Consider the following 26217-nt stretch of genomic DNA (forward strand, 5'->3'; position numbering starts at 1 on the left):
TCTGTCTTACGAGCGATCCTGTTGATTCGTGAGACCCTTCCATTAAGCCAGTAGGAAATGGATGAAATGTATGACCGGGGGTCGCTGTTGAAAAAACGTCTGTTTGTCACGGGTCTGACTGGATTCGTAGGACAACACATCCAATCGCGTTTGCAGGCTGACGCCTCGGAATGGGAGCTGCTGCCTGTTCCCGGCCGCTACGATCTTGCCGCGCCGGACAGCCTCGAAGGCTTGTGGCCGGTCATGCCCGATGCGGTGATCCACCTGGCCGGCCAGACGTTCGTCCCGGAGGCTTTTCGTGATCCGGCCGGTACCCTGAATATCAATCTGCTGGGCACCCTGAACCTGCTGCAAGCCCTCAAGGCACGCGGCTTCAGCGGCACGTTCCTGTACGTCAGCTCCGGCGATGTCTATGGCCAGGTCGCTGAAGAGCATCTGCCCATCACTGAATTGCAGCCACCCTGCCCGCGCAACCCATACGCCGTGAGCAAACTGTCGGCCGAGTTCCTGAGCTTGCAATGGGGCGTGAGCGAAGGCTGGCCCGTACTGGTCGCCCGCCCGTTCAACCACATCGGCACCGGTCAGAAAGACAGCTTCGTCATCGCCCACGCCGCACGTCAGATCTGCCGGATCAAGCAAGGCCTGCAAGGGCCACAACTGGAAGTCGGGGACATCGACGTCACGCGCGATTTCCTCGATGTCGGGGACGTGGTCTCGGCCTACCTGGCATTGCTGGAAAAAGGTACGCCGGGGCAGGTCTACAACATTTGCTCGGGGCGCGAGCAGAGCATTCGCAGTTTGATCGAACAGCTGGCAGATCTTGCCCAGGTCGACCTGCAATTGGTCCAGGACCCTGCGCGACTTCGCCGCGCGGATCAGCGACGTGTGAGTGGCAGCCCTGCCAGGCTGACCCAAACCACCGATTGGAAGCCTGAAATCACAACACAACAATCCCTGCGGGCGATCCTGTCCGACTGGGAGAAGCGAGTACGACAAGAATGACTAAAAGTGCATTGATCACAGGTATCACCGGCCAGGATGGCGCTTATCTGGCGAAACTGTTGCTCGACAAGGGCTACAAAGTCCACGGCCTGGTGGCGCGTCGCAGCAGCGACTCGCGCTGGCGCCTGCGCGAGATGGGGGTCGAGGCGGACATCGTCTACCTGGACGGCGACATGGCCGATGCCTGTTCAGTGCAGCGCGCGGTGATCAAATCGGCACCGGACGAGATCTACAACCTTGCTGCACAAAGCTTTGTCGCGGCTTCCTGGGATCAACCGGTGACCACCGGCATCGTCGACGGCCTAGGCGTTACCCACCTGCTCGAGGCGATCCGTCAGTTCAGCCCGCACACGCGTTTCTACCAGGCGTCCACCAGCGAAATGTTCGGCCTGATCCAGGCCGAGCAGCAGGACGAGAACACCCCCTTCTATCCGCGCAGCCCTTATGGCGTGGCCAAGCTGTACGGCCACTGGATCACCGTGAACTACCGCGAAAGTTTCAACCTGCACGCCAGCAGCGGCATTCTGTTCAACCATGAATCACCGCTGCGCGGCATCGAGTTCGTGACGCGCAAAGTCACCGACGCCGCCGCCCGCATCAAGCAGGGCAAGCAGCAGGAACTGTGCCTGGGCAACATCGACGCCAAGCGCGACTGGGGCTTTGCCGGGGACTACGTCGAAGCCATGTGGCTGATGCTGCAACAGGACAAGCCCGATGACTTCGTGGTAGCCACCGGCGTCACCACCACCGTGCGCGAGATGTGCCGGATCGCCTTCGATCACGTGGGCCTGAACTACCGCGATTTCGTGAAGATCGACCCGGCGTTCTTCCGCCCGGCCGAAGTCGAAGTGCTGCTCGGCAACCCGGCTAAGGCCCAGCGTGTGCTGGGCTGGAAACCAAAAACCGACCTGGATACCTTGATCCGCATGATGATGGATGCGGACATGAAACGCGTCGCCAAGGAGTAGGCCATGCTGATTCCCGTGATTCTCTCCGGCGGTGCCGGGACAAGGTTGTGGCCGGTGTCGCGTGAAGGCCATCCCAAACCGTTCATGGCATTGCCCGACGGCCAGTCGCTGCTGGGCAAGACCTATCGGCGTGCCGCGGACCTGCTCGACGGCTGGGGCGATATCGTCACGGTGACCAACCGCGAGTACTACTTCCAGAGCAAGGATCACTTTCGGGACGCGCACCTTGGTCGCCATCGCGGACACTTCCTGCTGGAGCCGACGGGGCGCAATACGGCACCGGCCATTGCCGCCGCCGCCCTCTCCCTCCAGGCCCTGCATGGCGACGACGCGATCATGCTGGTCATGCCCGCCGACCACCTGATCGTCAATGTCGACGCACTGAAGGACGCGGTCGAGCATGCCGTGGCATTGGCCAGGCGCGGTCACCTGGTGACCTTCGGTGTCGTGCCGACCGCTCCGGAAACCGGCTTCGGCTACATTGAAGCCGGAACATCGCTGGACGATAAAGGCGCTGCCCGCGTGCGGCGCTTCGTCGAAAAACCCGACCTGCAAACCGCGACGCATTACGTGGAAAGCGGCAACTTCCTGTGGAACTCCGGGATGTTCTGCTTCTCGGTCGCCAGCCTGCTGGCCGAACTGCAAACCCATGCTCCCGACTTGCTGGAGCAGACGCAAACCTGCATGGCCGCCAGCGCCGCGGTGGAAAACGCCGGAAGTCTGCAACAGGAACTGTCACCGGTCCTGTTTGGCGAAATCATGGACATTTCCATCGACTACGCGTTGATGGAACGCTCCGACAAAGTGGTCGTGGTGCCGGCCCGTTTCGACTGGAGCGACATCGGCTCCTGGGGGGCGGTGGCCGCGCTGGTTCCAGCGGATGCACAGAACAACCGCACCGTCGGCGAATCGATTTTCATCGACAGCCACAACAACTTCGTCCAGAGCGATAACCGCCTGGTCGCGACCGTGGGTGTGGATAACCTGATCATCGTCGACACCGCCGACGCGGTGCTGGTAGCCCATGCCGACCGCGCCCAGGATGTGCGCCGGGTGGCCAGGCAACTCAAGGATAAAGAGCACGAAGCCTATCGCCTGCACCGTACGGTCAGCCGGCCATGGGGCACCTACACCGTGCTCGAAGAAGGTCCGCGCTTCAAGATCAAACGCATCGTGGTCAAGCCCGGCGCCAAGTTGTCGTTGCAGATGCACCACCATCGCAATGAACACTGGGTGGTGGTCGAAGGCATGGCCAAGGTCACCAACAATGGCACCGGCACGCACCTGGTGGCCAAGAACGAATCGACCTTCATTGCCGCCGGTCACAAGCATCGCCTGGAGAATCCCGGCGTGATCGACCTTGTGATCATCGAAGTGCAAAGCGGCGAATACCTGGGAGAGGACGACATCGTCCGCTTCGAAGATCAATACGGCAGGACGGTTTGAATGCTGCGTAATCTTTACCAATCGCTGTGGAGTTACCGGGGTTTCATCCTCGGCAGCGTCAAACGGGAGTTTCAGGCGCGTTATCGCAACTCGCTGTTCGGTGCCTTGTGGACCGTGCTCAATCCGCTGTCGATGATCCTGGTCTACACGGTGATCTTCTCCACCATCATGCGCGCCCGCTTGCCGGGCGTGGATGACGGGTTGGCCTACAGCGTCTACCTGTGCGCCGGCCTGCTGACCTGGGGTCTGTTCGCCGAGATCACGACGCGCAGCCAGAGCATGTTCCTGGAAAACGCCAACCTGCTGAAGAAAATCAGCTTCCCGCGCATCTGCCTGCCGGTCATCGTGCTGCTCAATGCCGGGATCAATTTCGCGATCATCCTGGGGTTGTTCCTCGGTTTCCTGCTGATCAGCGGACGGCTGCCCGGCATGGCGCTGCTGGCGCTGGTACCGTTGCTGGTCCTGCAAGTGATCTTCGCTGCGGGGCTGGGGATGATTCTGGGCGTGCTCAACGTGTTCTTTCGCGACGTCGGGCAGTTTTTCGGCATCTGCCTGCAATTCTGGTTCTGGCTGACGCCCATCGTTTATCCGCTGTCGATCCTGCCGCCGGGCATCCAGCGCTTTATCGAGCTGAACCCGATGACGGCACTGATGAACAGCTACCAGAACCTGTTTCTCTACAACCAATGGCCAGACTGGAGCTCGCTGGTCCCGTTGCTGGTGATCGGCCTGTTGTTCTGTGGGATGGCGCTGCGGCTGTTCCGCCAGCGTGTCGGTGAAATGGTGGACGAGCTCTGATGGGACATATACGTGTCAGTGGCCTGGGCAAGGCCTACAAGCAGTACCCGAATCGCTGGAGCCGGCTGTTCGAATGGCTGGTGCCGTTTTCCCGCACCCGGCATCACCTGCACTGGGTGCTGCAAGGGGTCGATTTCGAGATTCAGCCGGGTGAAGCCGTGGGCATCGTCGGGGTCAACGGTGCGGGTAAAAGCACGCTGTTGAAGATGATCACCGGCACTACCCAGCCCACCTGCGGCGACATCCAGCTGCAAGGTCGCGTAGCGGCGCTGCTGGAGCTGGGCATGGGCTTCCACCCGGACTTCACCGGTCGGCAGAACACCTTCATGGCCGGCCAGTTGCTCGGCATGCAGGTCGAAGAAATCGAAGCGCTGATGCCAGAGATCGAAAGCTTCGCCGAAATCGGCGAGGCCATCGACCATCCGGTGCGAACCTATTCCAGCGGCATGCAGATGCGCCTGGCGTTCAGCGTGGCCACCGCGCGGCGGCCGGACATCCTGATCGTCGATGAAGCGCTGTCCGTGGGTGACGCCTACTTTCAGCACAAAAGCTTCGATCGCATCCGCAACTTCCGCAAGGCAGGTACCACGTTGCTGATCGTGTCCCATGACCGTTCGGCGATCCAGTCGATCTGCGACACCGCCATCCTCCTGGAGAACGGGCGCATGGCCATGCGCGGCAAGCCTGAAGAAGTGATGGACTACTACAACGCCATGCTCGCCCAGCGCGAGGGCCAGACGGTGCGTCAGGAAATGCTCGCCAACGGGCAGGTGCAAACCATTTCCGGGACAGGCGAAGCGGGCATTCTCAGCGTCCGCCTGCTTGACCCCAAGGGGCGTTCGGTGGAGGTGGCTGAAGTCGGCCAGGCGATGGTCCTGGAAGTGCAGGTCGAGGTGCGCCAGGACATCGAGCGACTGATTCTCGGCTTCATGATCAAGGATCGCCTTGGCCAGCCCATGTACGGCATCAATACCCACCGGGTCGACAAAGCCCTCACCGACCTGAGTGCCGGCGAACGCGTCACCTACCGTTTTGCCTTCGACATGCGCCTGGGCAAAGGCAATTATTCGGTGGCCCTGAGCCTGTCGCGGCTGGATTCGCACCTGGATCGCAATTTCGAATGGCGTGACTACGGGCTGGTCTTCCACGTGATCAACAATCGCCAGGAGGACTTCGTAGGGTGCTCCTGGCTCGAAGCGCAGACCAGCGTGACCCGTTCCAGCGAAAACCGGGTGGAATCCGTTGGAGTGACGCGATGACCAGACTGTTGGTGGAATGTACCTACGTCTTCGAACACCCGGATGCCAACTCGGGCATCCAGCGGGTCGTTCGCAATGTGATTCAGCAATTGCCGGCTGCGAACGCCCGGCGCGAATGCGTTCCGGTGGTGATGATCAATGGCGCGTTGTTCGAGGTGAAAAGCCTGGCGCCTTTGCCGACCGTCAAAGTGGATCTGGTGAGCCTGCGGGTGAAGCTCGAACAGTTCGCCAATCAGTTCTGGCTGCGCCACCGCGCGCTGGAACGTCGCCGTCCTTTCAGCCAATCGAAGTTCGCCCGCCGGGTGCTTTACGTCGGTTGCCGTCTGACCGCGTTCGCCTGCCTGAGCCTGCCGATGCGCCTGCTCGATCGGGCACTCAAGGGCCAGAAGGTTCCCGAGCGTTGCGTGCCGTTGCAGCATCGCGCCGGCGACCAATTGGTGCTGCTGGACTCGTCCTGGCACGCCAACTTCTTCCCCCTGGCCGAACAACTCAAGCGTGACGGGGTCGGTATCGTTTCGGTGATCTACGACCTGATTCCCCTGACCCACCCGCAGTTTTGCGACGCAGGATTGGTGAAGGTCTTCAACGAATGGTTCGACTGGATCGCCCGCACCGCCGATGGCTACGTGGCGATCTCGACCACCATCCGCGACCAGGTCCGCCAGGAGATGACCCGCAGGATCGGTACCGCGCAGGTTCAGCAACGCTGGTTCGACTATTTCCACCTCGGCTCCGAACTCGACCTGACCGATGCCCGGTCTACCGTCGACCCGGGGCTGCTGCAGATGTTCAAGACGCCAGACCCTGTGTTCCTGATGGTCAGCACCATCGAGCCGCGCAAGAACCATGCGTATCTGCTGGACGCGTTCGAGCGCGCCTGGGCGGCCGGCTCCAAAGCCCGGTTATGCATCGTCGGCAAGATTGGCTGGAAATGCGAGGCGCTGATCGAGCGTATACGCCAGCATCCGCAATTGAACCTGCGTTTGTTCATGTTCAACAACCTTTCGGACAAGAGCCTGGAACACGCCTATTCCCACGCGACATCGCTGGTGTTCCCGTCCTACGTCGAAGGGTTCGGTTTGCCGCTGGTGGAAGCCATGCAGCGAGGCCTGCCGGCCATGGCCAGCGACATCCCGGTGTTCCGCGAAATCGGTGGCGAGTACATGGCGTATTTCGACCTCTCCAACCCGCAGAACCTGGCCGATCTGGTCATCGACATGGAAAGCGGCGGCGCATTTCCCGCGCCCCTCAACCTGGATAACTGGCGTTGGCTGAGCTGGCGCGAGGCGAGTGCGCAACTGGTCGAACGCATCCAGCGCAATCTGCACAGCGATGCGAAGGTGCCTGAGAGTCAACATGCGAATTGCCCTTAACGCCCGCATCCTTCAGGCCCCGCGCACGGGCATCGGCCACTACGTCGCCGAACTGGCGACGGCCCTGGCCCGCGAATCGGACGTCGAGTTGTCGTTGTTCCACGGCTGGGGCTGGAGTTCGACCCTGCCTGAGGCGGCGATGCCCGGTTACTCGCGTCTGACGCCGTTGCTGCGACAGATCCCGGGCGCCTATCAGGCACGGCGCTGGCTGGAGCAAAAGCGTTTCGACCAGCGTCCCGCCCAGGCGATCGATCTGTATCACGAGCCAAGCCTGTGGCCGCTGTCGTTCGATGGCCCGACAGTCATCACCCTGCATGACCTGACTCACCTGCACTATCCGCAAACTCAGCCACCGGCGCGTTTGCGTGAAATCGAACGGCGCGTGGCCGACGGCGTGCAACAGGCCAGCCTGATTCTGACCGACTCGCAATACATTGCCGACGAAGCCCAGGCACATTTCAGGCTACCGGCGCAGCGATTTGTTGTCGCACCGCTGGGTGTGGCCGCGCGCTTCCACCCCCGTGAACCCGAGGCCATCGATCAGGTCCTCAAGGCCCACGGCGTCGAGGCGCGGGAGTATTTCCTTTGCGTCGGTACCCTGGAGCCACGCAAGAATCTGACCCTGGCCCTGCGCGCTCATGCCCGGCTGCCGGAAACCGTGCGCCAGCGTTTTCCGTTGCTGATCGTCGGCATGGCCGGCTGGCAGCGCGAGCAGTTCAGCGAAGAATTGCACCAGGCCCTGGCCAGCGGGCATGTCTGTTTGCTGGGCTATCTGCCTGACGAGCACGTTGCGCAGTTGTTGGCCGGCGCCCGGGCATTGATTTTTCCGTCGCTGTACGAAGGATTTGGCCTGCCGGTACTGGAAGCCATGGCCTGCGGCACGCCGGTCATTTTGACTCGACGCTCGGCCATGCCCGAAGTGGCAGGCTCTGCGGGCAACTATATCGAACCTGATGACCCCGACGGCTTGCGCAATGCAATGAGCCGTCTGATCGAGGATCCAGCGCATTGGCAGGCATGCCGGGAAGCCGGATTGCTACAGGCAGGGCTTTTTACCTGGGAACGCTGCGCGCAAGTCACCGCCAGCGCTTACCGCCAGGCTATGGGAGGTTGAATGCGGGTTCTTCATTTTTTCAAGACGTACCTGCCTGACTCGGTCGGCGGGATCGAGCAGGTAATTTTCCAGTTGTGCGAAAGCGGTGCCCTGCACGGCGTTGAAGGTAAAGTGCTGACACTCAGTGCCGATCCGACACCCGCGGCGATGCAGATCGCTCAACATGAAGTCCATCGAGCCAGGCTCGACATTCAGTTCGCCTCCACAGGGTTTTCCTGGAGCGTCTTCAAGCAGTTTCGCGAACTGGCAGCCGAGGCCGACGTGGTCAATTACCACTTTCCATGGCCGTTCATGGACCTGGTGCATTTCGCCAGCGACTTGAAAAAACCCAGCGTGGTGACCTACCACTCGGACATTATCCGCCAGAAACACCTGCTCAGACTTTACCGGCCGCTGATGAACCGCTTTCTGCACAGCGCCGACCGGATCGTCGCTGCATCGCCCAATTACCTGCACACCAGTGATGTGTTGCAACAGTTTCAGCACAAGACCCAAGTGATCCCCTATGGATTGAACAAGGCAGGCTACCCACAGCCGGACAGCGATCGAATGGCTCACTGGCGGCAAAAACTTGGCGACAAGTTCTTTCTGTTTGTGGGTGTGATGCGCTACTACAAAGGTTTGCACATCCTGCTCGACGCCCTGAAGGATCTGGATTATCCGACGGTGATTGTCGGTGCCGGCCCACTGGAAGCAGAGCTGCATGCCCAGGCGGCCGCCTTGGGTCTGCGCAATGTGCACTTCCTCGGACGCCTGGGGGACGAGGACAAGGTAGCGTTGCTGCAACTGAGCTACGCCATCGTGTTCCCATCGCACCTGCGCTCCGAAGCCTTCGGCATTTCGCTGCTTGAAGGCGCAATGTATGGCAAACCGATGATCTCCAGTGAGATCGGCACGGGCACCAGTTACATCAACATCCATGACGAGACCGGGCTGGTGGTGCCGCCGAGCAATCCATCGGCGTTTCGCGAGGCGATGCGCACGCTTTGGGAAAACCCTGTGCTGGCGGCGCAAATGGGCGAGAAAGCGCAGGCCCGTTATCAGAACCTGTTCACGGCAGACGAAATGGGTCGCAAATGGTCGGTGTTGTATGAGGAACTGCTGGAAGAGAAAGCCCTCGCCTACGCATGACGCTTTTTTACAGGACCGACTTGCCTCTGCCACCGCGTTCCAACAGTGGTACGATCCCGCGACTGTAGATGTCCATGGCTTGCGCACTGCGTGTACAAGCCGTCGACTCTCCCCATTGGCCCCTGACTTGCTGCTGACCGCCTATGCAACGCCTGCTCAACGACCGCCTGGACTGGAACCTGCTGCGCACCTTTCGGGTGATTGGCCAGGAGCAGAGCATCAGCCGCGCTGCCGCCCGCCTGCACCTGACGCAACCGGCAGTGAGTCAGGCGCTCAAGCGCCTGGAGGAACAACTGGGCCGCCAATTGATTGCCCGTCGCGGGCCACGTTTTGCCCTGACTGAAGTCGGCGAGCAGATCTTCGCCCTGGCCGGGGAAATCTACGGGCAAATGTCCCAGGTCAGTAGCGTGCTGGAACAACCGGCCGACGAAGTGATCGGCAAAGTGCGGTTGCTGATCATCAGCCGGATCTTCTCCGAGCGCTTTGATGACTTTCTCGCCGACTTCCACCGCCAATACCCGCGAGTGGATCTGGAAGTCGACGTGATGCGCAGTTCCGACATCGTCAGCGCCCTCCAGGAAAAAACCGCGACCCTCGGCCTGAGCCTCAATCGGCGCCCGCAGCCACGCCTGGAGCAGCGCTTGTTCCTGCGTCAGCGCTATGCTTTTTTCTGCGGCAAGCACCATGGGCTGTTCGGCCAGCAGGACGTCGCCGAAGGGGATTTGCAACGGGAGAACTTCGTCAGTTTCACCAGTGACCAGATCGGCGGCATGCTCTCGCCGCTGACGATTTTTCGCGATCAGCAGGGTTTCAGTGGTCGCATCGTCGCGTCCTCACCGAGCCTGGAAGAAGTCCGGCGACTGGTGATCGCCGGCTTCGGTATCGGCTGTCTGCCCGAACACGTGGTGGCGGCCGACGTCGACGCCGGATTGCTCTGGCGCCTGCCGCCCCACGAGGGGATTGCCGATGTGGACATTCATTTGCTGTGGAACCGCGAACAGCGCATGAGCCGTGCCGAGACGATCTTTCTCGAAAGCCTGCAACAACGGCTGACGGACTAAACGCGCAAGACTTGCGTCACCGGTTCACCGGCCTGCAAGCGTTCGAGCAAGCGCGGCTCGCTGCGATCCGAAGCCAGCGCCTGATCGATGACTACCGCCGCCGATGCCGTGTCGAGAAACAACACGCCGTTGTCGTCCGCCAGCACCCAATCCCCCGGCTGCACCGTCACGCCGGCGCAGTGGATGGGCTGATTGACGGCGCTGTCGCCATGACCGTGCAGCTTGGTGGTCAACAGGCTGGTGCCTCGGGCGAACACCGGCAACCCGGCTTCACGCAGCTCCAGCAGATCGGTCACTGCGCCGTCCACCACAATACCCACCGCGCCGGCAAAGCGTGCCGCGCAACTGGTCACCGCACCGACCGGCGCATGCCGATGATCGCCACCGGTGTCGATCACCAGCACGTCGCCCGGCCTGATTTGCGCCAGGGCCCGGTTGACGGCAATGGCATCGGCGCCCACCAGTTTCAGGGTCAACGCACGGCCAACGACTTTCACATTGGGCACCATGGCCCGCAGTTGCGGATCGGCAAAACCCTCTTCGAGAAAGTGCCCGAGGGTCGGAAAGCTCACGGCCTTGAGCTGTTCGATCAGTTGCGACTCATCCATGCTGCGGCTCCCCGGCAATCAGTTCGGCAACACAGTCGATCTCCAGCGATACGCCCCACAATGCCACGCACACCGTGGTGCGCGCCGGTGGCGCATGGCCGAGGAACTCGCGGTACACGGCGTTGAACGGCTCCAGTTGCGCAGGGTCGGTCAGGTAGGCATTGACCTTGATCACATGGCTGAAACCGGAGCCCGCCTCGATCAGGATCGCTTCGAGGTTGCGCAAGGTTTGCCGTACCTGCTCGGGGAAATCAGCAGGCTGTTCGTCGAGGCTGCCGTGGGCCGGAATCTGCCCGGCGGTGAACACCAGGTGGCCGCTGACCACCGCCTGGGAGTAAGGCCCGACCGGGCCGATGTAGCCCGGGGCCGATTGAATTCTGCGCATGTTGTAGAACTCCAGATGTCAGGCCGTAGCCGATTTGAAGGGTTTACCGGGGGCCGGATCGTCTGTGGGGACGACGCTGGGGATCTCGCTGATGTCCTTCTTGAAGGTCTCGGTCAACAGCAACAGTGCCACCAGGGAAATCAACGCCGCACCGATCATGTACCAGGCCACCGACGAACCTTTGCCCGTCGCGGCCAGCAATGCCGTGGTGACGATGGGCGTCGCCGCGCTGCCGAGCAGGCCGGACAACATGTAGCTGATGGACAAACCGGAATAACGCACCCGGGTGCCGAACAGCTCGGCGAGGAAGGTCGCGATCGGCCCGTAGTTGGCGGCGAACGCGGTCATCAACAACAGATAACCGAACACCACCATCGACAGCTCCTTGGTGTCCATCAGCCAGAACATCGGGAACGCCACCAGTGCTTCGGCGATGATGCCGCCGACAATGATCGGTTTGCGTCCGAAGCGGTCCGAGAGCGCACCGAACACCGGCAACATGACAATGCACCAGGCGCAGGACAGCAGCACCACACCGAGCATCACGCTGCGGCTGAAGCCGAGGTTCTGTGTGCCATAGGTCAAGCCGAACGCCACGATAATGTTGAACGAAGCGCCCGTGGACATGGTGGCAATACCCCCCAGCAGCACTTGCTTCCAGTACTTGCGGAATACTTCCGCCAACGGCATTTTCACTTGCACTTCGGCTTCCTTGACCTTGTTGAAAGCCGGGGTTTCCGAGATGTTCAGGCGGATATACAAACCGACGGCGATCAGCAACACGCTGGCCAGGAACGGAATACGCCACCCCCAGGCCAACAGATCCTCCGGGGACAGCCACGCCGCGATCAACAGGAATGCCAGGTTGGCAATCATGGTCCCGGCCGGCACGCCGATCTGCACCCAGGAGCCGTACAAGCCACGCTTGTTGGCCGGCGCATGCTCCACCGCCATCAGCACCGCCCCGCCCCATTCGCCCCCCAATGCCAGGCCTTGCACGACCCGCAGCAGCAACAACAGGATCGGCGCCCAGATACCGATGGTTGCAAAGTCAGGCAACAAGCCGATGGCGAAGGTGGCCGCGCCCATGGTCAGCAGCGAGATCAACAGCATCGACTTGCGCCCCAGGCGATCACCGAAATGCCCGAACAACGCCGCGCCGACAATCCGTGCCAGATACGCCGAAGCGAAGGTGCCGAACGCCAGCAGCGTTCCGATCAGCGGCACGAAATCCGGGAAGAACACTTTGTTGAACACCAGCGCTGAAGCCGTGGCAAACACGAACAAGTCGTACCACTCCACGGTGGTGCCAATCACACTGGCCACCGCGACTTTTTTCATGCTGATTGCAACTTCCGGTGGTGCGCCGGACTTTTCTGCGGACGATAGATCGCTCATCACTGTCTCCAGGAATTTATTTAATTGTTTTGAACTGGCAGTAAAACGGTTGAGGCGACGGTTGTTGTTATGGCTTACGGGAAACGGGGTCCTGTAGGAGCGAGCCTGCTCGCGATGAACTCAAGAACACCGCGTTTAACCGGTAAACACGCGAAATCGTTAACGACCATCGCGAGCGGGCTCGCTCCTACAGAGGGTGTGTTAGTTCAATATCCCAATACTCGGTCGGCACAGTTGAGTAACGGCTCGCCAGCATTCAGGCGACGAAAGTTCTCTGCCACTTGCTCGGCAATACAGTCATGGGAAGCCGCCGAAGCCATGTGCGGGGTGATGGTGACACCGGGCATTGTCCAGAGCCGGTGATCGACCGGCAGCGGTTCCTGCTCGAACACATCCAGCAAGGCGCCGCGCAAATGCCCGCTCGCCAGGGCCTGTTCGAGATCGTCGATGTTCAAATGACCGCCCCGGCCACAGTTGATCAGTGCCGCGCCGCTGGCGAGCTGTTCGAAAGTGGCTCGTCCGAGAATCCCGCGGGTTTCGCTGGTGAGTGGCAACAGGTTGATCAGCAACTCGACGCCGTCGAGAAAAGGATGCAACGCATCACCCCCGGCGAACGTGCGCACACCGGGCAAGTCCTTGCTGCGCCGCGCCCAGCCTCGCACGTCGTAACCGGCTGCGACCAGATCCAGAGCAATCGCACTGCCCAGCGATCCGAGCCCCATCACACCGACCTTGAACTGCCTCGCCGCCCGTTGCAGCGGCCGCTCCCAGTGTTGCTCCCGCTGGTGCGACAACACCTGATCGAAACCGCGGTGATAGTGGATCACCGCCCAGCGCACGTACTCGGTCATCCCCTGGCGATGGCCCGGGTCGACCACACGGCAAACCGGTAGGTCCGGGCACGACGGATCGTGATCGAGGTGATCGATACCGGCGGCCACCGAGTGAATCACCTGCAGGTTCGGCAATGCGCCGAGACTGCCCGGCAAGGGAAACCAGCACGCCGCCATCTGTGCATTGGCGGCCCGGGAATCGTCGGCCAGCACGGCGGTGAGCTGCGGCGCACTGCGGGCAAACGCCGCCTGCAATTGCTTGAGCAGCAAGGTGTCGCGGGACAGCAGAACCACAGTGTTGATGACGGCGTTCATGACAAATATGACTCGCGCTGGGATTCGATCAACGTCAGGGCGGCCTCCCAGGCCAGGTCGATGATGTTGTCCTGCTCATCGCGGTCGAACTGCTCGGCGGTGTGCGCGCAGACTTCCGGCGACGGGTAATGCAGTGCCGAACCACCGGCCAGCGCCTGCACCTGGGCCTGACAGGCCCGCTCCAGGAAGTGGATTTCCTGGAACGCCTGGGCCACGCCCGATCCACCCACCAGCAAACCGTGGTTGCGCAGGATCATCGCCCGGTGCGGACCGAGGTCGGCAATCAAGCGCTCGCGCTCATCCAGCGACAGCGCGATGCCCTCATAGGTGTGATAGGCCAGCTTGCCGTAGAACTTCAGCGCATGCTGACTGATCGGCAGTAGGCCCTGCTTCTGCGCCGCGACCGCCATGCCGGCCGCCGTGTGGGTATGGATCACACAGTTCAGGTCCGGACGCGCCATGTGGATCGCCGAGTGAATCACGAAGCCGGCAGCGTTGACCCGATGGCCCGCGTACTCCGGGTCGACCACCCGCCCTTCCTGATCGATGCGCACCAGGTCCGAGGCGCGCATGCGGTCGAAGATCACCCCGTAGCGGTTGATCAGGAAGTGATGCTCAGGCCCCGGAATCCGCAGGGTGATATGGGTGTCGATCAGGTCGGTCATGCGAAAGTGCGCGACCAGTCGATACAGCGCAGCCAGTTCGCAACGGGCTTGCCATTCAACCGGGTCGATGTGTGCAGGTTTACTCACGAATACACCTCTTTAGCAGCGTGGGTGACGACCGGGTTGGCGCGCAGGCGGGCCAGGCCGCAAACACCGATCAGGGACAGGGCCGAGAGCAAGGTGAAGAACACCGCCAGCGGCAACCATTGTCCGGAGAACTTGCTGGCCAGCAGGGTGCCAATCAGCGGCGTGGTGCCGCCGGCCACGGCGCAAGCCAATTGGTACGCGATGGAAATGCCCGAGTAGCGCAGGTGCACCGGGAAGGCCTGGGTCATGTAACCGGCGATCACCGCGTAAAGCGCCGAGAGAATCACCACTGCCAGGGCAATGCCGGCAGTCATGAACACAATGTTCTGCGTGCCTACCAGCAGGAACATCGGGTATGGCGTGACCATGCAAAGCAACGCGACCCATTTGAGAAAACGACCTTCGCCGATACGTTCGGCGATCAGCGCCGAGAGCGGTTGTGAGAGCAACTGGATGACGGTCACCAGAAACAGGCAATCGAGAATCGTCGATCGGGCAATGCCCTGATATTGGGTGACATAGGTGATCATGAAGGTGTTGGTGAAGAAGAACCCGGCCGAGCCGATGGTCACGGCAGCGGCGGCGAACAGGATCTGCCGCCAGCAGGTACGGATCACGTCCATCACCGGGTATTTGGCGGTCTCGTTGTTGTCCTTGGCCTTGGCGAATTCCGGCGACTCGTGAACGCCGGAACGGATCAACAGCCCGACCATCATCAACACGCCGCTGGCGAGGAACGGCAAACGCCAACCCCAGGCGAGGAAATCCTCTGGCTCAAGGGACGTCACCAGACGGAAAGCGATCAGTGCCAGCAACAAACCGGCGGGACTGCCGAGCTGGGCGAACGATGCGTAGAACGTCTTGCGCTTGGCCGGCGCGTGTTCGCTCGCCATCAACACCGCCCCACCCCACTCACCACCGACCGAAATGCCCTGAATGACGCGCAGCACGATCAGACCAATAGGTGCCCAGATGCCGGCACTGGCGTAGCTCGGCAACAGGCCAATACCCGCCGTGGCGACGCCCATCAAGGCCATGGTCACCAACAGCATTTTCTTGCGCCCGAGACGATCGCCCAGATGACCGAACACCATCCCGGCCATGGGACGGGCAATGAAGCCGACAGCGAAACTACCGAACGCCGCCAGGGTACTCATGACCGGGTCGCTGCTGGGGAAGAACACTTGCCCAAGGACCAGCGCCGCCGCGGTGGCGTAGATGTAAAAGTCGTAGAACTCGATGGTCGTGCCAATGAAGGCAGCGGCCGCGGCTCGGCGCGGCTGGGGAGTAGTGTGCATGCAAGGACCCTGTGTACTTATAGTTTTTGGGCAGGTGTTAAGGCTGATGACGGTTGCGCTCTGTGGCACTTGTGGGCTTTATCGCTTCCATGCCAGGATTAGTCAATTTTCAATTCCTTATCTTTACTATTAGCACTGCTACTGCATGAGGTTTTATGCCTTCCAATTCCAACCCGTGGGTCGGGCGTCGCTTTCTCAATGACCGCCTCGACTGGAACCTGCTGCGCACCTATCTGGTCATCGGCCAGGAAGGCAGCATGAGCCGTGCCGCCGCGCGACTGCACATCACCCAGTCGGCCGTCAGCCAGGCGCTGAAACGACTGGAAGAACAACTGGAATGCGTGTTGATTGCCCGCAGCGGACGACGCTTTGATCTGACGGAAACCGGGGAAGAAGTCCTGCGCATAGCGGCGGATATCTACGGAGATATTTCACGCCTGGGGACGGTAGTGGAGAGTCGCCACGACGACGTGGTGGGCAAGATCCGCATCCTCACCGTCAGCGGTGTGCAGGCTCGGCATTACGATGACTTCCTCGCTGATTTCCATGAAACCCATCCGAAAATCGAGCTGGAAGTCGAGGTCATGGGCAGTTCGAACATCATCAGTTCGCTGCTGCAAAAAACTGCGACAGTCGGCGTTGGCCTGTGCCGCTTGCCACAGCCACGACTGGAACAACGGGTACTGTTTCGCGAGACCTATGCTTACTTTTGTGGCCAACGTCACCGGCTGTTCGGGCAACAGAATCTGACCCTGGAACAACTGGCGGCGGAAAACTTCGTCAGCTTCACCAGCGATCAACTCGGCGGCAATCTTTCACCCCTGACGCTGTTCCGCGACCAGCAAGGCTTCACCGGCAAGATCGTCGCCTCCTCCACCAGTTTCGAAGAAATTTACCGCTTGATCTGCGCGGGTTACGGCATCGGCGCCTTGCCCACCCATCTGGTGCGCCGGGATGTCGAGCAAGGTCTGCTCTGGCGCTTGCCGCCGGAAGACGGGGTGGTGGATTTCGATATCCAGCTGTTGTGGAATCGCGAACAGAAGATGAGCCAGGCTGAATCGGTGTTCCTCGAGAGCTTCCAGCACATGCTCAGCATCCGTGAGCCTGTGCTGTGAAGCCATGAAGGCTCAGACGTGAGGATCGCCCGGTGCCTTGCTCGGCGCTGCGTACTGCGGCTTGAGATGCCCGTCCTGATCGAGTAGCCAGGCGTCCATGATCTCCCGCACGACCGGTCCGGCGACACGGCCACCCGCCTCGCCGTTTTCGATCATCACCGAAATCACGATTTTCGGGTGCTCGGCCGGGGCAAAACCGACGAACAAGGCGTTGTCGCGGTTACGCTCACGGGTTTTCTCCCGGTTGTAGCGCTCGCCCTGCTTGATCGCCACCACTTGCGCGGTACCACTCTTGCCGGCGATACGGTACTGCGCGCCCGCGGCTGCGGCCCGGGCAATCCCGCGGGCATCGTGCATCACCATCTGCATGCCATGGTTGACCTGCTCCCAGTCGCGAGGATCCTTGAGCAGAATGTTCGGCATCGGATGCTCATCCACCGGCGCGACACCGTCCACGGTTTTGGCCAGGTGCGGGCGATTCCACACGCCTTTGTTGGCAATCAGCGCCGTCGCCTGGGCCAACTGCAGTGGCGTGACCTGCATGTAGCCCTGGCCGATACCGAGAATCACCGTCTCGCCCGGATACCAGGCCTGACGACGGGTGGCGCGTTTCCAGGCTTGGGATGGCATCAGGCCGGCGGACTCTTCATTCATGTCCAGGGAGACTTTCTCACCCAGTCCGAACATGGCCATGTAGTCGTGCAGACGATCGATACCGAGCTTGTGTGCCAGGTCATAGAAGTAGGTGTCGTTGGAACGCATGATCGCCGCATCCATATCCACCCAGCCGTCGCCGCTGTGGTTCCAGTTGCGGTATTTGTGATCGAAATCCGGCAGCTGGTAATAACCGGGGTCGAACACACGGGTCTGTGGCGTGACGACACCGGCATCGAGGCCAGCGATTGCCATTTCCGGCTTGATGGTCGAACCCGGCGCATAGAGACCGCGCAGCACACGGTTGAACAGCGGTCGGTCGATGGAGTCCCGTAGCGTGGAATACTCCTTGGAACTGATACCGGTGACGAACAGATTCGGATCGAAACTCGGGTTGCTGACCATGGCCAACACTTCACCGGTCGAGGGATCCAGTGCGACCACCGAGCCACGGCGATCGCCCAAGGCTTGCTCGGCGGCTTCCTGAAGCTTGACGTCGAGGCTCAGGACAATGTTTTCGCCTGGCACCGGGTCAGTGTGCTTGAGCACTCGCAGGACGCGGCCCTGGGCATTGGTTTCGACTTCCTCATAACCGACATGGCCGTGCAGTTGTTTCTCGTAGAATTTTTCAATCCCGGTCTTGCCGATGGATTGGGTGCCTCGATACTCCACGGTATCCAGAGCCTTTGACTCTTTCTCGTTGATACGTCCGACGTAGCCGACCGAATGGGCGAAGTGCTCGCCCAATGGATAATGCCGAACGAACTGCGGCTCGACATCGAGGCCCGGCAAGCGGAACTCGTTGACGGCGAGTACGGCAATTTGCTCTTCGCTCAGTTCATAGAACAACGTCACAGGTACGAAGGGGTGACGTGCCTGCTTCATCGCCTTGTCGAACTGAGAGCGGTCTTCAGCGGGCAAATGCAGGAGATTGACTACCTCGTCCAGCTCTTCGTTTACATCGGTAGCACGTTCGCGGGTGATGGTCAGGTTGTAGCTGGGACGGTTATCCGCGAGGAGTACGCCGTTGCGGTCGTAGATCAACCCGCGAGTCGGTGTAATTGGCAGGACATGTACGCGATTGTTTTCGGAGATGGTCGAGTGATAGTCGAACTCGACTACCTGCAGGACATACAGGCGCACTACCAGCGCACAGGTGACAGCGGCAACGAACAAGCCGCAGGCCATCAGCCTTTTATTGACCAGGCGTGTCTCTTTCTCGTGGTCCTTGATGGGTATCGGTTCGGGCATTTCTACAGCAACTCTTTGAAAAGAATGCCGATCCGTGGGCGCAAACTCAGTCCATTAAAAATGAGCTGCACCTTAGCAAAAGCGCGGAGTCAGGTTTATGTGATTTTTTTTACAATGACCTTGTAGGAGCGAGCTCGCTCGCGATGGACGTTAACGATGACGCGGGAAACCTGATGCCCCGCAGCGCTCTCGGGTTTTTCGCGAGCGGGCTCGCGCCTACAGGGACGCCAAAAACAAAACCCCTACCTGCATACGCAGATAGGGGTTTCGGAATTTAATCTTGACGATGACCTACTCTCACATGGGGAAACCCCACACTACCATCGGCGATGCATCGTTTCACTGCTGAGTTCGGGATGGGATCAGGTGGTTCCAACGCTCTATGGTCGTCAAGAAATTCGGGTACTGAGTCGTGGCCGGTCGGCCTCGCTTCAGCAAATTGGGTATGTGATAAAAATCGGTGTTTTGTGAGCGTCGAACTTTCGGTTCTTTCGTCTTCACACACCGCAATCTGATGCTCTTTCGAGTAGTCAAATTGCTTGGGTGTTATATGGTCAAGCCTCACGGGCAATTAGTATTGGTTAGCTCAACGCCTCACAGCGCTTACACACCCAACCTATCAACGTCGTAGTCTTCGACGGCCCTTCAGGGGACTCAAGGTCCCAGTGAGATCTCATCTTGAGGCAAGTTTCCCGCTTAGATGCTTTCAGCGGTTATCTTTTCCGAACATAGCTACCCGGCAATGCCACTGGCGTGACAACCGGAACACCAGAGGTTCGTCCACTCCGGTCCTCTCGTACTAGGAGCAGCCCCTCTCAAATCTCAAACGTCCACGGCAGATAGGGACCGAACTGTCTCACGACGTTCTAAACCCAGCTCGCGTACCACTTTAAATGGCGAACAGCCATACCCTTGGGACCGGCTTCAGCCCCAGGATGTGATGAGCCGACATCGAGGTGCCAAACACCGCCGTCGATATGAACTCTTGGGCGGTATCAGCCTGTTATCCCCGGAGTACCTTTTATCCGTTGAGCGATGGCCCTTCCATACAGAACCACCGGATCACTAAGACCTACTTTCGTACCTGCTCGACGTGTCTGTCTCGCAGTCAAGCGCGCTTTTGCCTTTATACTCTACGACCGATTTCCGACCGGTCTGAGCGCACCTTCGTACTCCTCCGTTACTCTTTAGGAGGAGACCGCCCCAGTCAAACTACCCACCATACACTGTCCTCGATCCGGATAACGGACCTGAGTTAGAACCTCAAAGTTGCCAGGGTGGTATTTCAAGGATGGCTCCACGCGAACTGGCGTCCACGCTTCAAAGCCTCCCACCTATCCTACACAAGCAAATTCAAAGTCCAGTGCAAAGCTATAGTAAAGGTTCACGGGGTCTTTCCGTCTAGCCGCGGATACACTGCATCTTCACAGCGATTTCAATTTCACTGAGTCTCGGGTGGAGACAGCGCCGCCATCGTTACGCCATTCGTGCAGGTCGGAACTTACCCGACAAGGAATTTCGCTACCTTAGGACCGTTATAGTTACGGCCGCCGTTTACCGGGGCTTCGATCAAGAGCTTCGCGTTAGCTAACCCCATCAATTAACCTTCCGGCACCGGGCAGGCGTCACACCCTATACGTCCACTTTCGTGTTTGCAGAGTGCTGTGTTTTTAATAAACAGTCGCAGCGGCCTGGTATCTTCGACCGGCGTGGGCTTACGGAGCAAGTCCTTCACCCTCACCGGCGCACCTTCTCCCGAAGTTACGGTGCCATTTTGCCTAGTTCCTTCACCCGAGTTCTCTCAAGCGCCTTGGTATTCTCTACCCAACCACCTGTGTCGGTTTGGGGTACGGTTCCTGGTTACCTGAAGCTTAGAAGCTTTTCTTGGAAGCATGGCATCAACCACTTCGTGTTCTAAAAGAACACTCGTCATCAGCTCTCGGCCTTAGAATCCCGGATTTACCTAAGATTCCAGCCTACCACCTTAAACTTGGACAACCAACGCCAAGCTGGCCTAGCCTTCTCCGTCCCTCCATCGCAATAACCAGAAGTACAGGAATATTAACCTGTTTTCCATCGACTACGCTTTTCAGCCTCGCCTTAGGGACCGACTAACCCTGCGTCGATTAACGTTGCGCAGGAAACCTTGGTCTTTCGGCGTGGGTGTTTTTCACACCCATTGTCGTTACTCATGTCAGCATTCGCACTTCTGATACCTCCAGCAAGCTTCTCAACTCACCTTCACAGGCTTACAGAACGCTCCTCTACCGCATCACCCGAAGATGATACCCGTAGCTTCGGTGTATGGTTTGAGCCCCGTTACATCTTCCGCGCAGGCCGACTCGACTAGTGAGCTATTACGCTTTCTTTAAAGGGTGGCTGCTTCTAAGCCAACCTCCTAGCTGTCTAAGCCTTCCCACATCGTTTCCCACTTAACCATAACTTTGGGACCTTAGCTGACGGTCTGGGTTGTTTCCCTTTTCACGACGGACGTTAGCACCCGCCGTGTGTCTCCCATGCTCGGCACTTGTAGGTATTCGGAGTTTGCATCGGTTTGGTAAGTCGGGATGACCCCCTAGCCGAAACAGTGCTCTACCCCCTACAGTGATACATGAGGCGCTACCTAAATAGCTTTCGAGGAGAACCAGCTATCTCCGAGCTTGATTAGCCTTTCACTCCGATCCACAGGTCATCCGCTAACTTTTCAACGGTAGTCGGTTCGGTCCTCCAGTCAGTGTTACCTAACCTTCAACCTGCCCATGGATAGATCGCCCGGTTTCGGGTCTATTCCCAGCGACTAGACGCCCTATTAAGACTCGCTTTCGCTACGCCTCCCCTATTCGGTTAAGCTCGCCACTGAAAATAAGTCGCTGACCCATTATACAAAAGGTACGCAGTCACCTAACAAAGTAGGCTCCCACTGCTTGTACGCATACGGTTTCAGGATCTATTTCACTCCCCTCTCCGGGGTTCTTTTCGCCTTTCCCTCACGGTACTAGTTCACTATCGGTCAGTCAGTAGTATTTAGCCTTGGAGGATGGTCCCCCCATATTCAGACAAAGTTTCTCGTGCTCCGTCCTACTCGATTTCATGACTAAGAGATTTTCGCGTACAGGGCTATCACCCACTATGGCCGCACTTTCCAGAGCGTTCCGCTAATCTCAAAGCCACTTAAGGGCTAGTCCCCGTTCGCTCGCCACTACTAAGGGAATCTCGGTTGATTTCTTTTCCTCAGGGTACTTAGATGTTTCAGTTCCCCTGGTTCGCCTCTTGCACCTATGTATTCAGTACAAGATAACCATCTTATGATGGCTGGGTTCCCCCATTCAGACATCTCCGGATCAAAGTCTGTTTGCCGACTCCCCGAAGCTTTTCGCAGGCTACCACGTCTTTCATCGCCTCTGACTGCCAAGGCATCCACCGTATGCGCTTCTTCACTTGACCATATAACCCCAAGCAATCTGGTTATACTATGAAGACGACATTCGCCGAAAATTCGAATTTCTCAACTAAGAGAACTCACAAATTTTACCTTAGCCTGATCCGTTACCAGTGAAAGTAACGGTCAGTCTATCTTTCTATCACATACCCAAATTTTTAAAGAACGAACTAGTCAAAGACTAGAAATCAACATTCACCATCGCACCGATGGAATGCTCATTTCTAAGCTTTATACAATCAGAAGCAGTAGTGGTGGAGCCAAACGGGATCGAACCGTTGACCTCCTGCGTGCAAGGCAGGCGCTCTCCCAGCTGAGCTATGGCCCCGTATTTCTACAGGCGTTTCCCACACAAAATTGGTGGGTCTGGGCAGATTCGAACTGCCGACCTCACCCTTATCAGGGGTGCGCTCTAACCAACTGAGCTACAGACCCAATTTCGGGCTGCTTCTTATCGTCTTCTTCAATGAATCAAGCAATTCGTGTGGGAACTTATGGAGCAGCTGAGTCGTCGATTAAGGAGGTGATCCAGCCGCAGGTTCCCCTACGGCTACCTTGTTACGACTTCACCCCAGTCATGAATCACACCGTGGTAACCGTCCTCCCGAAGGTTAGACTAGCTACTTCTGGTGCAACCCACTCCCATGGTGTGACGGGCGGTGTGTACAAGGCCCGGGAACGTATTCACCGCGACATTCTGATTCGCGATTACTAGCGATTCCGACTTCACGCAGTCGAGTTGCAGACTGCGATCCGGACTACGATCGGTTTTGTGGGATTAGCTCCACCTCGCGGCTTGGCAACCCTCTGTACCGACCATTGTAGCACGTGTGTAGCCCAGGCCGTAAGGGCCATGATGACTTGACGTCATCCCCACCTTCCTCCGGTTTGTCACCGGCAGTCTCCTTAGAGTGCCCACCATTACGTGCTGGTAACTAAGGACAAGGGTTGCGCTCGTTACGGGACTTAACCCAACATCTCACGACACGAGCTGACGACAGCCATGCAGCACCTGTCTCAATGTTCCCGAAGGCACCAATCCATCTCTGGAAAGTTCATTGGATGTCAAGGCCTGGTAAGGTTCTTCGCGTTGCTTCGAATTAAACCACATGCTCCACCGCTTGTGCGGGCCCCCGTCAATTCATTTGAGTTTTAACCTTGCGGCCGTACTCCCCAGGCGGTCAACTTAATGCGTTAGCTGCGCCACTAAGAGCTCAAGGCTCCCAACGGCTAGTTGACATCGTTTACGGCGTGGACTACCAGGGTATCTAATCCTGTTTGCTCCCCACGCTTTCGCACCTCAGTGTCAGTATCAGTCCAGGTGGTCGCCTTCGCCACTGGTGTTCCTTCCTATATCTACGCATTTCACCGCTACACAGGAAATTCCACCACCCTCTACCATACTCTAGCTTGTCAGTTTTGAATGCAGTTCCCAGGTTGAGCCCGGGGCTTTCACATCCAACTTAACAAACCACCTACGCGCGCTTTACGCCCAGTAATTCCGATTAACGCTTGCACCCTCTGTATTACCGCGGCTGCTGGCACAGAGTTAGCCGGTGCTTATTCTGTCGGTAACGTCAAAACAGCAACGTATTAAGTTACTGCCCTTCCTCCCAACTTAAAGTGCTTTACAATCCGAAGACCTTCTTCACACACGCGGCATGGCTGGATCAGGCTTTCGCCCATTGTCCAATATTCCCCACTGCTGCCTCCCGTAGGAGTCTGGACCGTGTCTCAGTTCCAGTGTGACTGATCATCCTCTCAGACCAGTTACGGATCGTCGCCTTGGTGAGCCATTACCTCACCAACTAGCTAATCCGACCTAGGCTCATCTGATAGCGCAAGGCCCGAAGGTCCCCTGCTTTCTCCCGTAGGACGTATGCGGTATTAGCGTTCCTTTCGAAACGTTGTCCCCCACTACCAGGCAGATTCCTAGGCATTACTCACCCGTCCGCCGCTGAATTCAGGAGCAAGCTCCTGTCATCCGCTCGACTTGCATGTGTTAGGCCTGCCGCCAGCGTTCAATCTGAGCCATGATCAAACTCTTCAGTTCAAACATCTTTGGGTTTTGAGAAAACCCTAAACTTGGCTCAGCAATCGTTGGTTACATCTTTGATTTCTCGCGGAGTAACTTGTGATGCTGATAATCTGTTGACTAGCAGTCTGACTCCACAAGCACCCACACGAATTGCTTGATTCAGTTGTTAAAGAGCGGTTGGTTAAGATCTTTCATCTCAACCGAGGCGCGCATTCTACAGCAGCCTCATTTGCTGTCAAGTGATTATTTTCAGAAGTTTTCAAAGTTTCCTTTGTAACTTCAACCACTTGCGCCTCAGATCTCTCGTCAGCGGGAGGCGAATTCTACAGCGTTACACGCTGCTGTCAACACCTCTTTTTCAACTCCCTTTCGGCTTCGATGAACTGAAGCAACCTGCTGCCGAAAACTGCGTAACTCTTTGTTTACCAAGGAGTTTTCCGCTTCGACTGCGCCGGAAGTGGGGCGAATTATAGACACCTGGAATCTGCCGTCAAGCACTGATTTAGGTTTTCTATCGACATGTGCAAAAACACTGCTTATATATAGACGCGCCTGCAAGGAATGCGCAGTATATTGCCCAACACAAATAGAAACGCCCTGATTCCTATATTTCGGACGATGCCACGTAATGAATGACCAGCCTCGCAGCCTAGCCTCTACCCTGTTCTCGGTTGGGCTGCTGCTCATAGCCATGGCATCGATCCAGTCCGGAGCCTCCCTGGCCAAAAGCATGTTCTCCGTTGTGGGCCCCCAGGGGACGACAACATTACGACTGATTTTTGCCAGTGTGATCATGATGCTGATACTGCGTCCATGGCGGGCAAAATTCACTGCAAAGTCCCTGCGCACCGTCATCGTCTACGGAATGGCGCTGGGCGGCATGAACTTCCTCTTCTATATGTCGTTGCAAACCGTCCCGCTGGGCATCGCGGTGGCGCTTGAATTCACCGGCCCACTGGCGGTGGCGATCTACGCCTCGCGTCGCGCGATCGACTTTTTGTGGATTGCCCTGGCTGCCGCAGGCTTACTGTTACTGATACCGACGGGAGAAACGACCACCGGCATCGATCTTGTAGGCGCCGGTTATGCCTTGGGCGCAGGGGTCTGCTGGGCACTGTACATTTTGTTCGGTCAAAAAGCCGGGGCCGACAATGGCGTGCAAACCGCTGCGCTGGGGGTAATGATCGCTGCGCTCTTCGTAGCCCCCATCGGTATTGTCCATGCAGGCTCAGCTCTGCTGAGCCCGTCATTGATCCCTATAGCCCTTGGCGTCGCCATCCTGTCCACAGCCCTCCCCTACACCCTGGAGATGGTCGCGCTGACCCGCATGCCAGCCAGAACCTTCGGCACACTGATGAGTATCGAGCCAGCCTTCGGCGCGCTATCTGGCTTGCTGTTCCTTCATGAATACCTCTCGCTGTCACAATGGATGGCAATCATGTGCATCATTCTGGCATCCGTCGGTGCCACCATGACCATGAGCACTAGCACCAGACCAGCCGTAGCGGCGGATTGAAAGCAGATATGAAACGGCTCTGGTATTTGCCGCTCAATTAGGCCATGTTTAGCCCCGCACCCCAGAGTCATGACATGGATCATTTCAGATAGGGATATCGGTACGCGTCAAGCGAAAGTGAAAGCAGCCAAACCCGGGCACAAGATCCGGGGACGCTATAAGGACAGTAATGAAACGATTTTTGATGCTGATCGCCGTACTTGCAATTGCGGGCTGCGCAGCGACTTCGGAAACACAGATCAAGCACGGTAAGAAAGGGCTGCACATCAACTGTTCCGGACTGTCTTCGTCCTGGGACAAGTGCTACGCCAGCGCCGCCAATTCCTGCGCCCCCAAGGGATACAAGGTCATTGCCAAGTCGGGAGATGCAGTGGAAGAGCCCGGCGATTACCCGTTTGGCCTCAATCCTGCGGGCTATACCAGCCGCAGCATGATTGTCATCTGCAAATAGGCAGGGCCGTCG

The 26217-nt window shown here is 58.5% G+C and carries 19 protein-coding genes, 2 tRNA genes and 3 rRNA genes; 12 read left to right on the forward strand and 12 right to left on the reverse strand.

The window, feature by feature from the left end; translation table 11 throughout:
• Positions 1 to 87: 87 nt before the first annotated feature.
• From PspS34_RS19605 to PspS34_RS19645, 9 genes are all read left to right on the forward strand, one after another.
• Positions 88 to 1002, forward strand: a complete 915-nt coding sequence (locus PspS34_RS19605; RefSeq protein WP_150814928.1) for a GDP-mannose 4,6-dehydratase — start codon at positions 88 to 90, stop codon at positions 1000 to 1002.
• A complete protein-coding gene (gmd, locus tag PspS34_RS19610) occupies positions 999 to 1970 on the forward strand; it encodes a GDP-mannose 4,6-dehydratase (protein WP_057713902.1) in 972 nt (323 codons plus the stop codon). The genes PspS34_RS19605 and gmd overlap by 4 nt, the downstream gene beginning before the upstream one ends.
• 3 nt (positions 1971 to 1973) lie before the next feature.
• Positions 1974 to 3416: a mannose-1-phosphate guanylyltransferase/mannose-6-phosphate isomerase gene (locus PspS34_RS19615; protein ID WP_154947768.1), complete on the forward strand. Its 1443-nt coding sequence runs from the start codon at positions 1974 to 1976 to the stop codon at positions 3414 to 3416.
• A complete protein-coding gene (locus PspS34_RS19620; RefSeq protein WP_154947769.1) occupies positions 3417 to 4214 on the forward strand; it encodes an ABC transporter permease in 798 nt (265 codons plus the stop codon).
• Entirely contained in the window at positions 4214 to 5473 is a 1260-nt protein-coding gene (locus tag PspS34_RS19625) for an ABC transporter ATP-binding protein (protein WP_154947770.1), read from the forward strand. The genes PspS34_RS19620 and PspS34_RS19625 overlap by 1 nt, the downstream gene beginning before the upstream one ends.
• Positions 5470 to 6846, forward strand: a complete 1377-nt coding sequence (locus tag PspS34_RS19630; RefSeq protein WP_154947771.1) for a glycosyltransferase family 1 protein — start codon at positions 5470 to 5472, stop codon at positions 6844 to 6846. The genes PspS34_RS19625 and PspS34_RS19630 overlap by 4 nt, the downstream gene beginning before the upstream one ends.
• A complete protein-coding gene (locus PspS34_RS19635; RefSeq protein WP_150814923.1) occupies positions 6830 to 7960 on the forward strand; it encodes a glycosyltransferase family 1 protein in 1131 nt (376 codons plus the stop codon). The genes PspS34_RS19630 and PspS34_RS19635 overlap by 17 nt, the downstream gene beginning before the upstream one ends.
• Complete coding sequence (locus PspS34_RS19640) at positions 7961 to 9091, forward strand: glycosyltransferase family 4 protein (protein ID WP_150814922.1); 1131 nt, start codon at positions 7961 to 7963, stop codon at positions 9089 to 9091.
• 143 nt (positions 9092 to 9234) lie between these two features.
• Complete coding sequence (locus PspS34_RS19645) at positions 9235 to 10152, forward strand: LysR family transcriptional regulator (protein ID WP_154861514.1); 918 nt, start codon at positions 9235 to 9237, stop codon at positions 10150 to 10152.
• Here PspS34_RS19645 and PspS34_RS19650 read toward each other — a convergent pair.
• The 6 genes from PspS34_RS19650 to PspS34_RS19675 all read right to left on the reverse strand — a co-directional run bounded on the left by PspS34_RS19650 (position 10149) and on the right by PspS34_RS19675 (position 15741).
• Positions 10149 to 10760 carry an RraA family protein gene (locus tag PspS34_RS19650; RefSeq protein WP_154947772.1) on the reverse strand — a complete coding sequence of 204 codons (612 nt, stop codon included), beginning with the start codon at positions 10758 to 10760 and terminating at the stop codon, positions 10149 to 10151. The two genes, PspS34_RS19645 and PspS34_RS19650, sit on opposite strands and share 4 nt — an antisense overlap.
• Positions 10753 to 11145 carry a RidA family protein gene (locus PspS34_RS19655; protein ID WP_090456976.1) on the reverse strand — a complete coding sequence of 131 codons (393 nt, stop codon included), beginning with the start codon at positions 11143 to 11145 and terminating at the stop codon, positions 10753 to 10755. Before PspS34_RS19655 ends, PspS34_RS19650 begins: the two co-directional genes overlap by 8 nt.
• A gap of 18 nt (positions 11146 to 11163) precedes the next feature.
• Positions 11164 to 12543, reverse strand: a complete 1380-nt coding sequence (locus PspS34_RS19660; RefSeq protein ID WP_057713892.1) for an MFS transporter — start codon at positions 12541 to 12543, stop codon at positions 11164 to 11166.
• A gap of 206 nt (positions 12544 to 12749) precedes the next feature.
• Positions 12750 to 13691: a glyoxylate/hydroxypyruvate reductase A gene (locus PspS34_RS19665; protein WP_174245527.1), complete on the reverse strand. Its 942-nt coding sequence runs from the start codon at positions 13689 to 13691 to the stop codon at positions 12750 to 12752.
• Positions 13688 to 14443, reverse strand: a complete 756-nt coding sequence (locus PspS34_RS19670; protein WP_007988289.1) for a class II aldolase/adducin family protein — start codon at positions 14441 to 14443, stop codon at positions 13688 to 13690. Before PspS34_RS19670 ends, PspS34_RS19665 begins: the two co-directional genes overlap by 4 nt.
• Positions 14440 to 15741, reverse strand: coding sequence for an MFS transporter (locus tag PspS34_RS19675; protein ID WP_057713891.1), 1302 nt, complete (start codon positions 15739 to 15741; stop codon positions 14440 to 14442). The genes PspS34_RS19670 and PspS34_RS19675 overlap by 4 nt, the downstream gene beginning before the upstream one ends.
• Positions 15742 to 15896: 155 nt before the next feature.
• On the opposite strand from PspS34_RS19675, the gene PspS34_RS19680 reads away from it, so the two are divergent.
• Positions 15897 to 16856, forward strand: a complete 960-nt coding sequence (locus PspS34_RS19680) for a LysR family transcriptional regulator (protein WP_154861517.1) — start codon at positions 15897 to 15899, stop codon at positions 16854 to 16856.
• Between the two features lie 12 nt (positions 16857 to 16868).
• Here PspS34_RS19680 and mrdA read toward each other — a convergent pair whose 3' ends face one another.
• The 6 genes from mrdA to PspS34_RS19710 form a co-directional block, all read right to left on the reverse strand.
• Positions 16869 to 18761, reverse strand: a complete 1893-nt coding sequence (gene mrdA / locus PspS34_RS19685; RefSeq protein WP_154947774.1) for a penicillin-binding protein 2 — start codon at positions 18759 to 18761, stop codon at positions 16869 to 16871.
• 278 nt (positions 18762 to 19039) lie between these two features.
• A 5S ribosomal RNA gene (rrf, locus tag PspS34_RS19690) occupies positions 19040 to 19155 on the reverse strand.
• Positions 19156 to 19311: 156 nt separating this feature from the next.
• Positions 19312 to 22205: ribosomal RNA gene (locus tag PspS34_RS19695) — 23S ribosomal RNA — on the reverse strand.
• A 247-nt stretch (positions 22206 to 22452) separates the two neighbouring features.
• Positions 22453 to 22528, reverse strand: a tRNA-Ala gene (locus PspS34_RS19700).
• Between the two features lie 30 nt (positions 22529 to 22558).
• Positions 22559 to 22635 (reverse strand) — tRNA-Ile (locus PspS34_RS19705).
• A gap of 81 nt (positions 22636 to 22716) precedes the next feature.
• Positions 22717 to 24253: ribosomal RNA gene (locus tag PspS34_RS19710) — 16S ribosomal RNA — on the reverse strand.
• The 16S, 23S and 5S rRNA genes sit together here with 2 tRNA genes alongside, the layout of an rRNA operon.
• A 613-nt stretch (positions 24254 to 24866) precedes the next feature.
• Between PspS34_RS19710 and rhtA the strand changes: the two genes are divergently transcribed.
• Positions 24867 to 25754, forward strand: a complete 888-nt coding sequence (rhtA, locus tag PspS34_RS19720) for a threonine/homoserine exporter RhtA (protein WP_057713888.1) — start codon at positions 24867 to 24869, stop codon at positions 25752 to 25754.
• 169 nt (positions 25755 to 25923) lie between these two features.
• The gene (locus tag PspS34_RS19725) at positions 25924 to 26205 is read left to right on the forward strand and encodes a hypothetical protein (RefSeq protein WP_057713887.1); all 282 of its coding nucleotides are present in this window, start codon (positions 25924 to 25926) and stop codon (positions 26203 to 26205) included.
• Positions 26206 to 26217: the final 12 nt, after the last annotated feature.

Source organism: Pseudomonas sp. S34 (assembly GCF_009866745.1).
Taxonomy (GTDB): domain Bacteria; phylum Pseudomonadota; class Gammaproteobacteria; order Pseudomonadales; family Pseudomonadaceae; genus Aquipseudomonas; species Aquipseudomonas jessenii.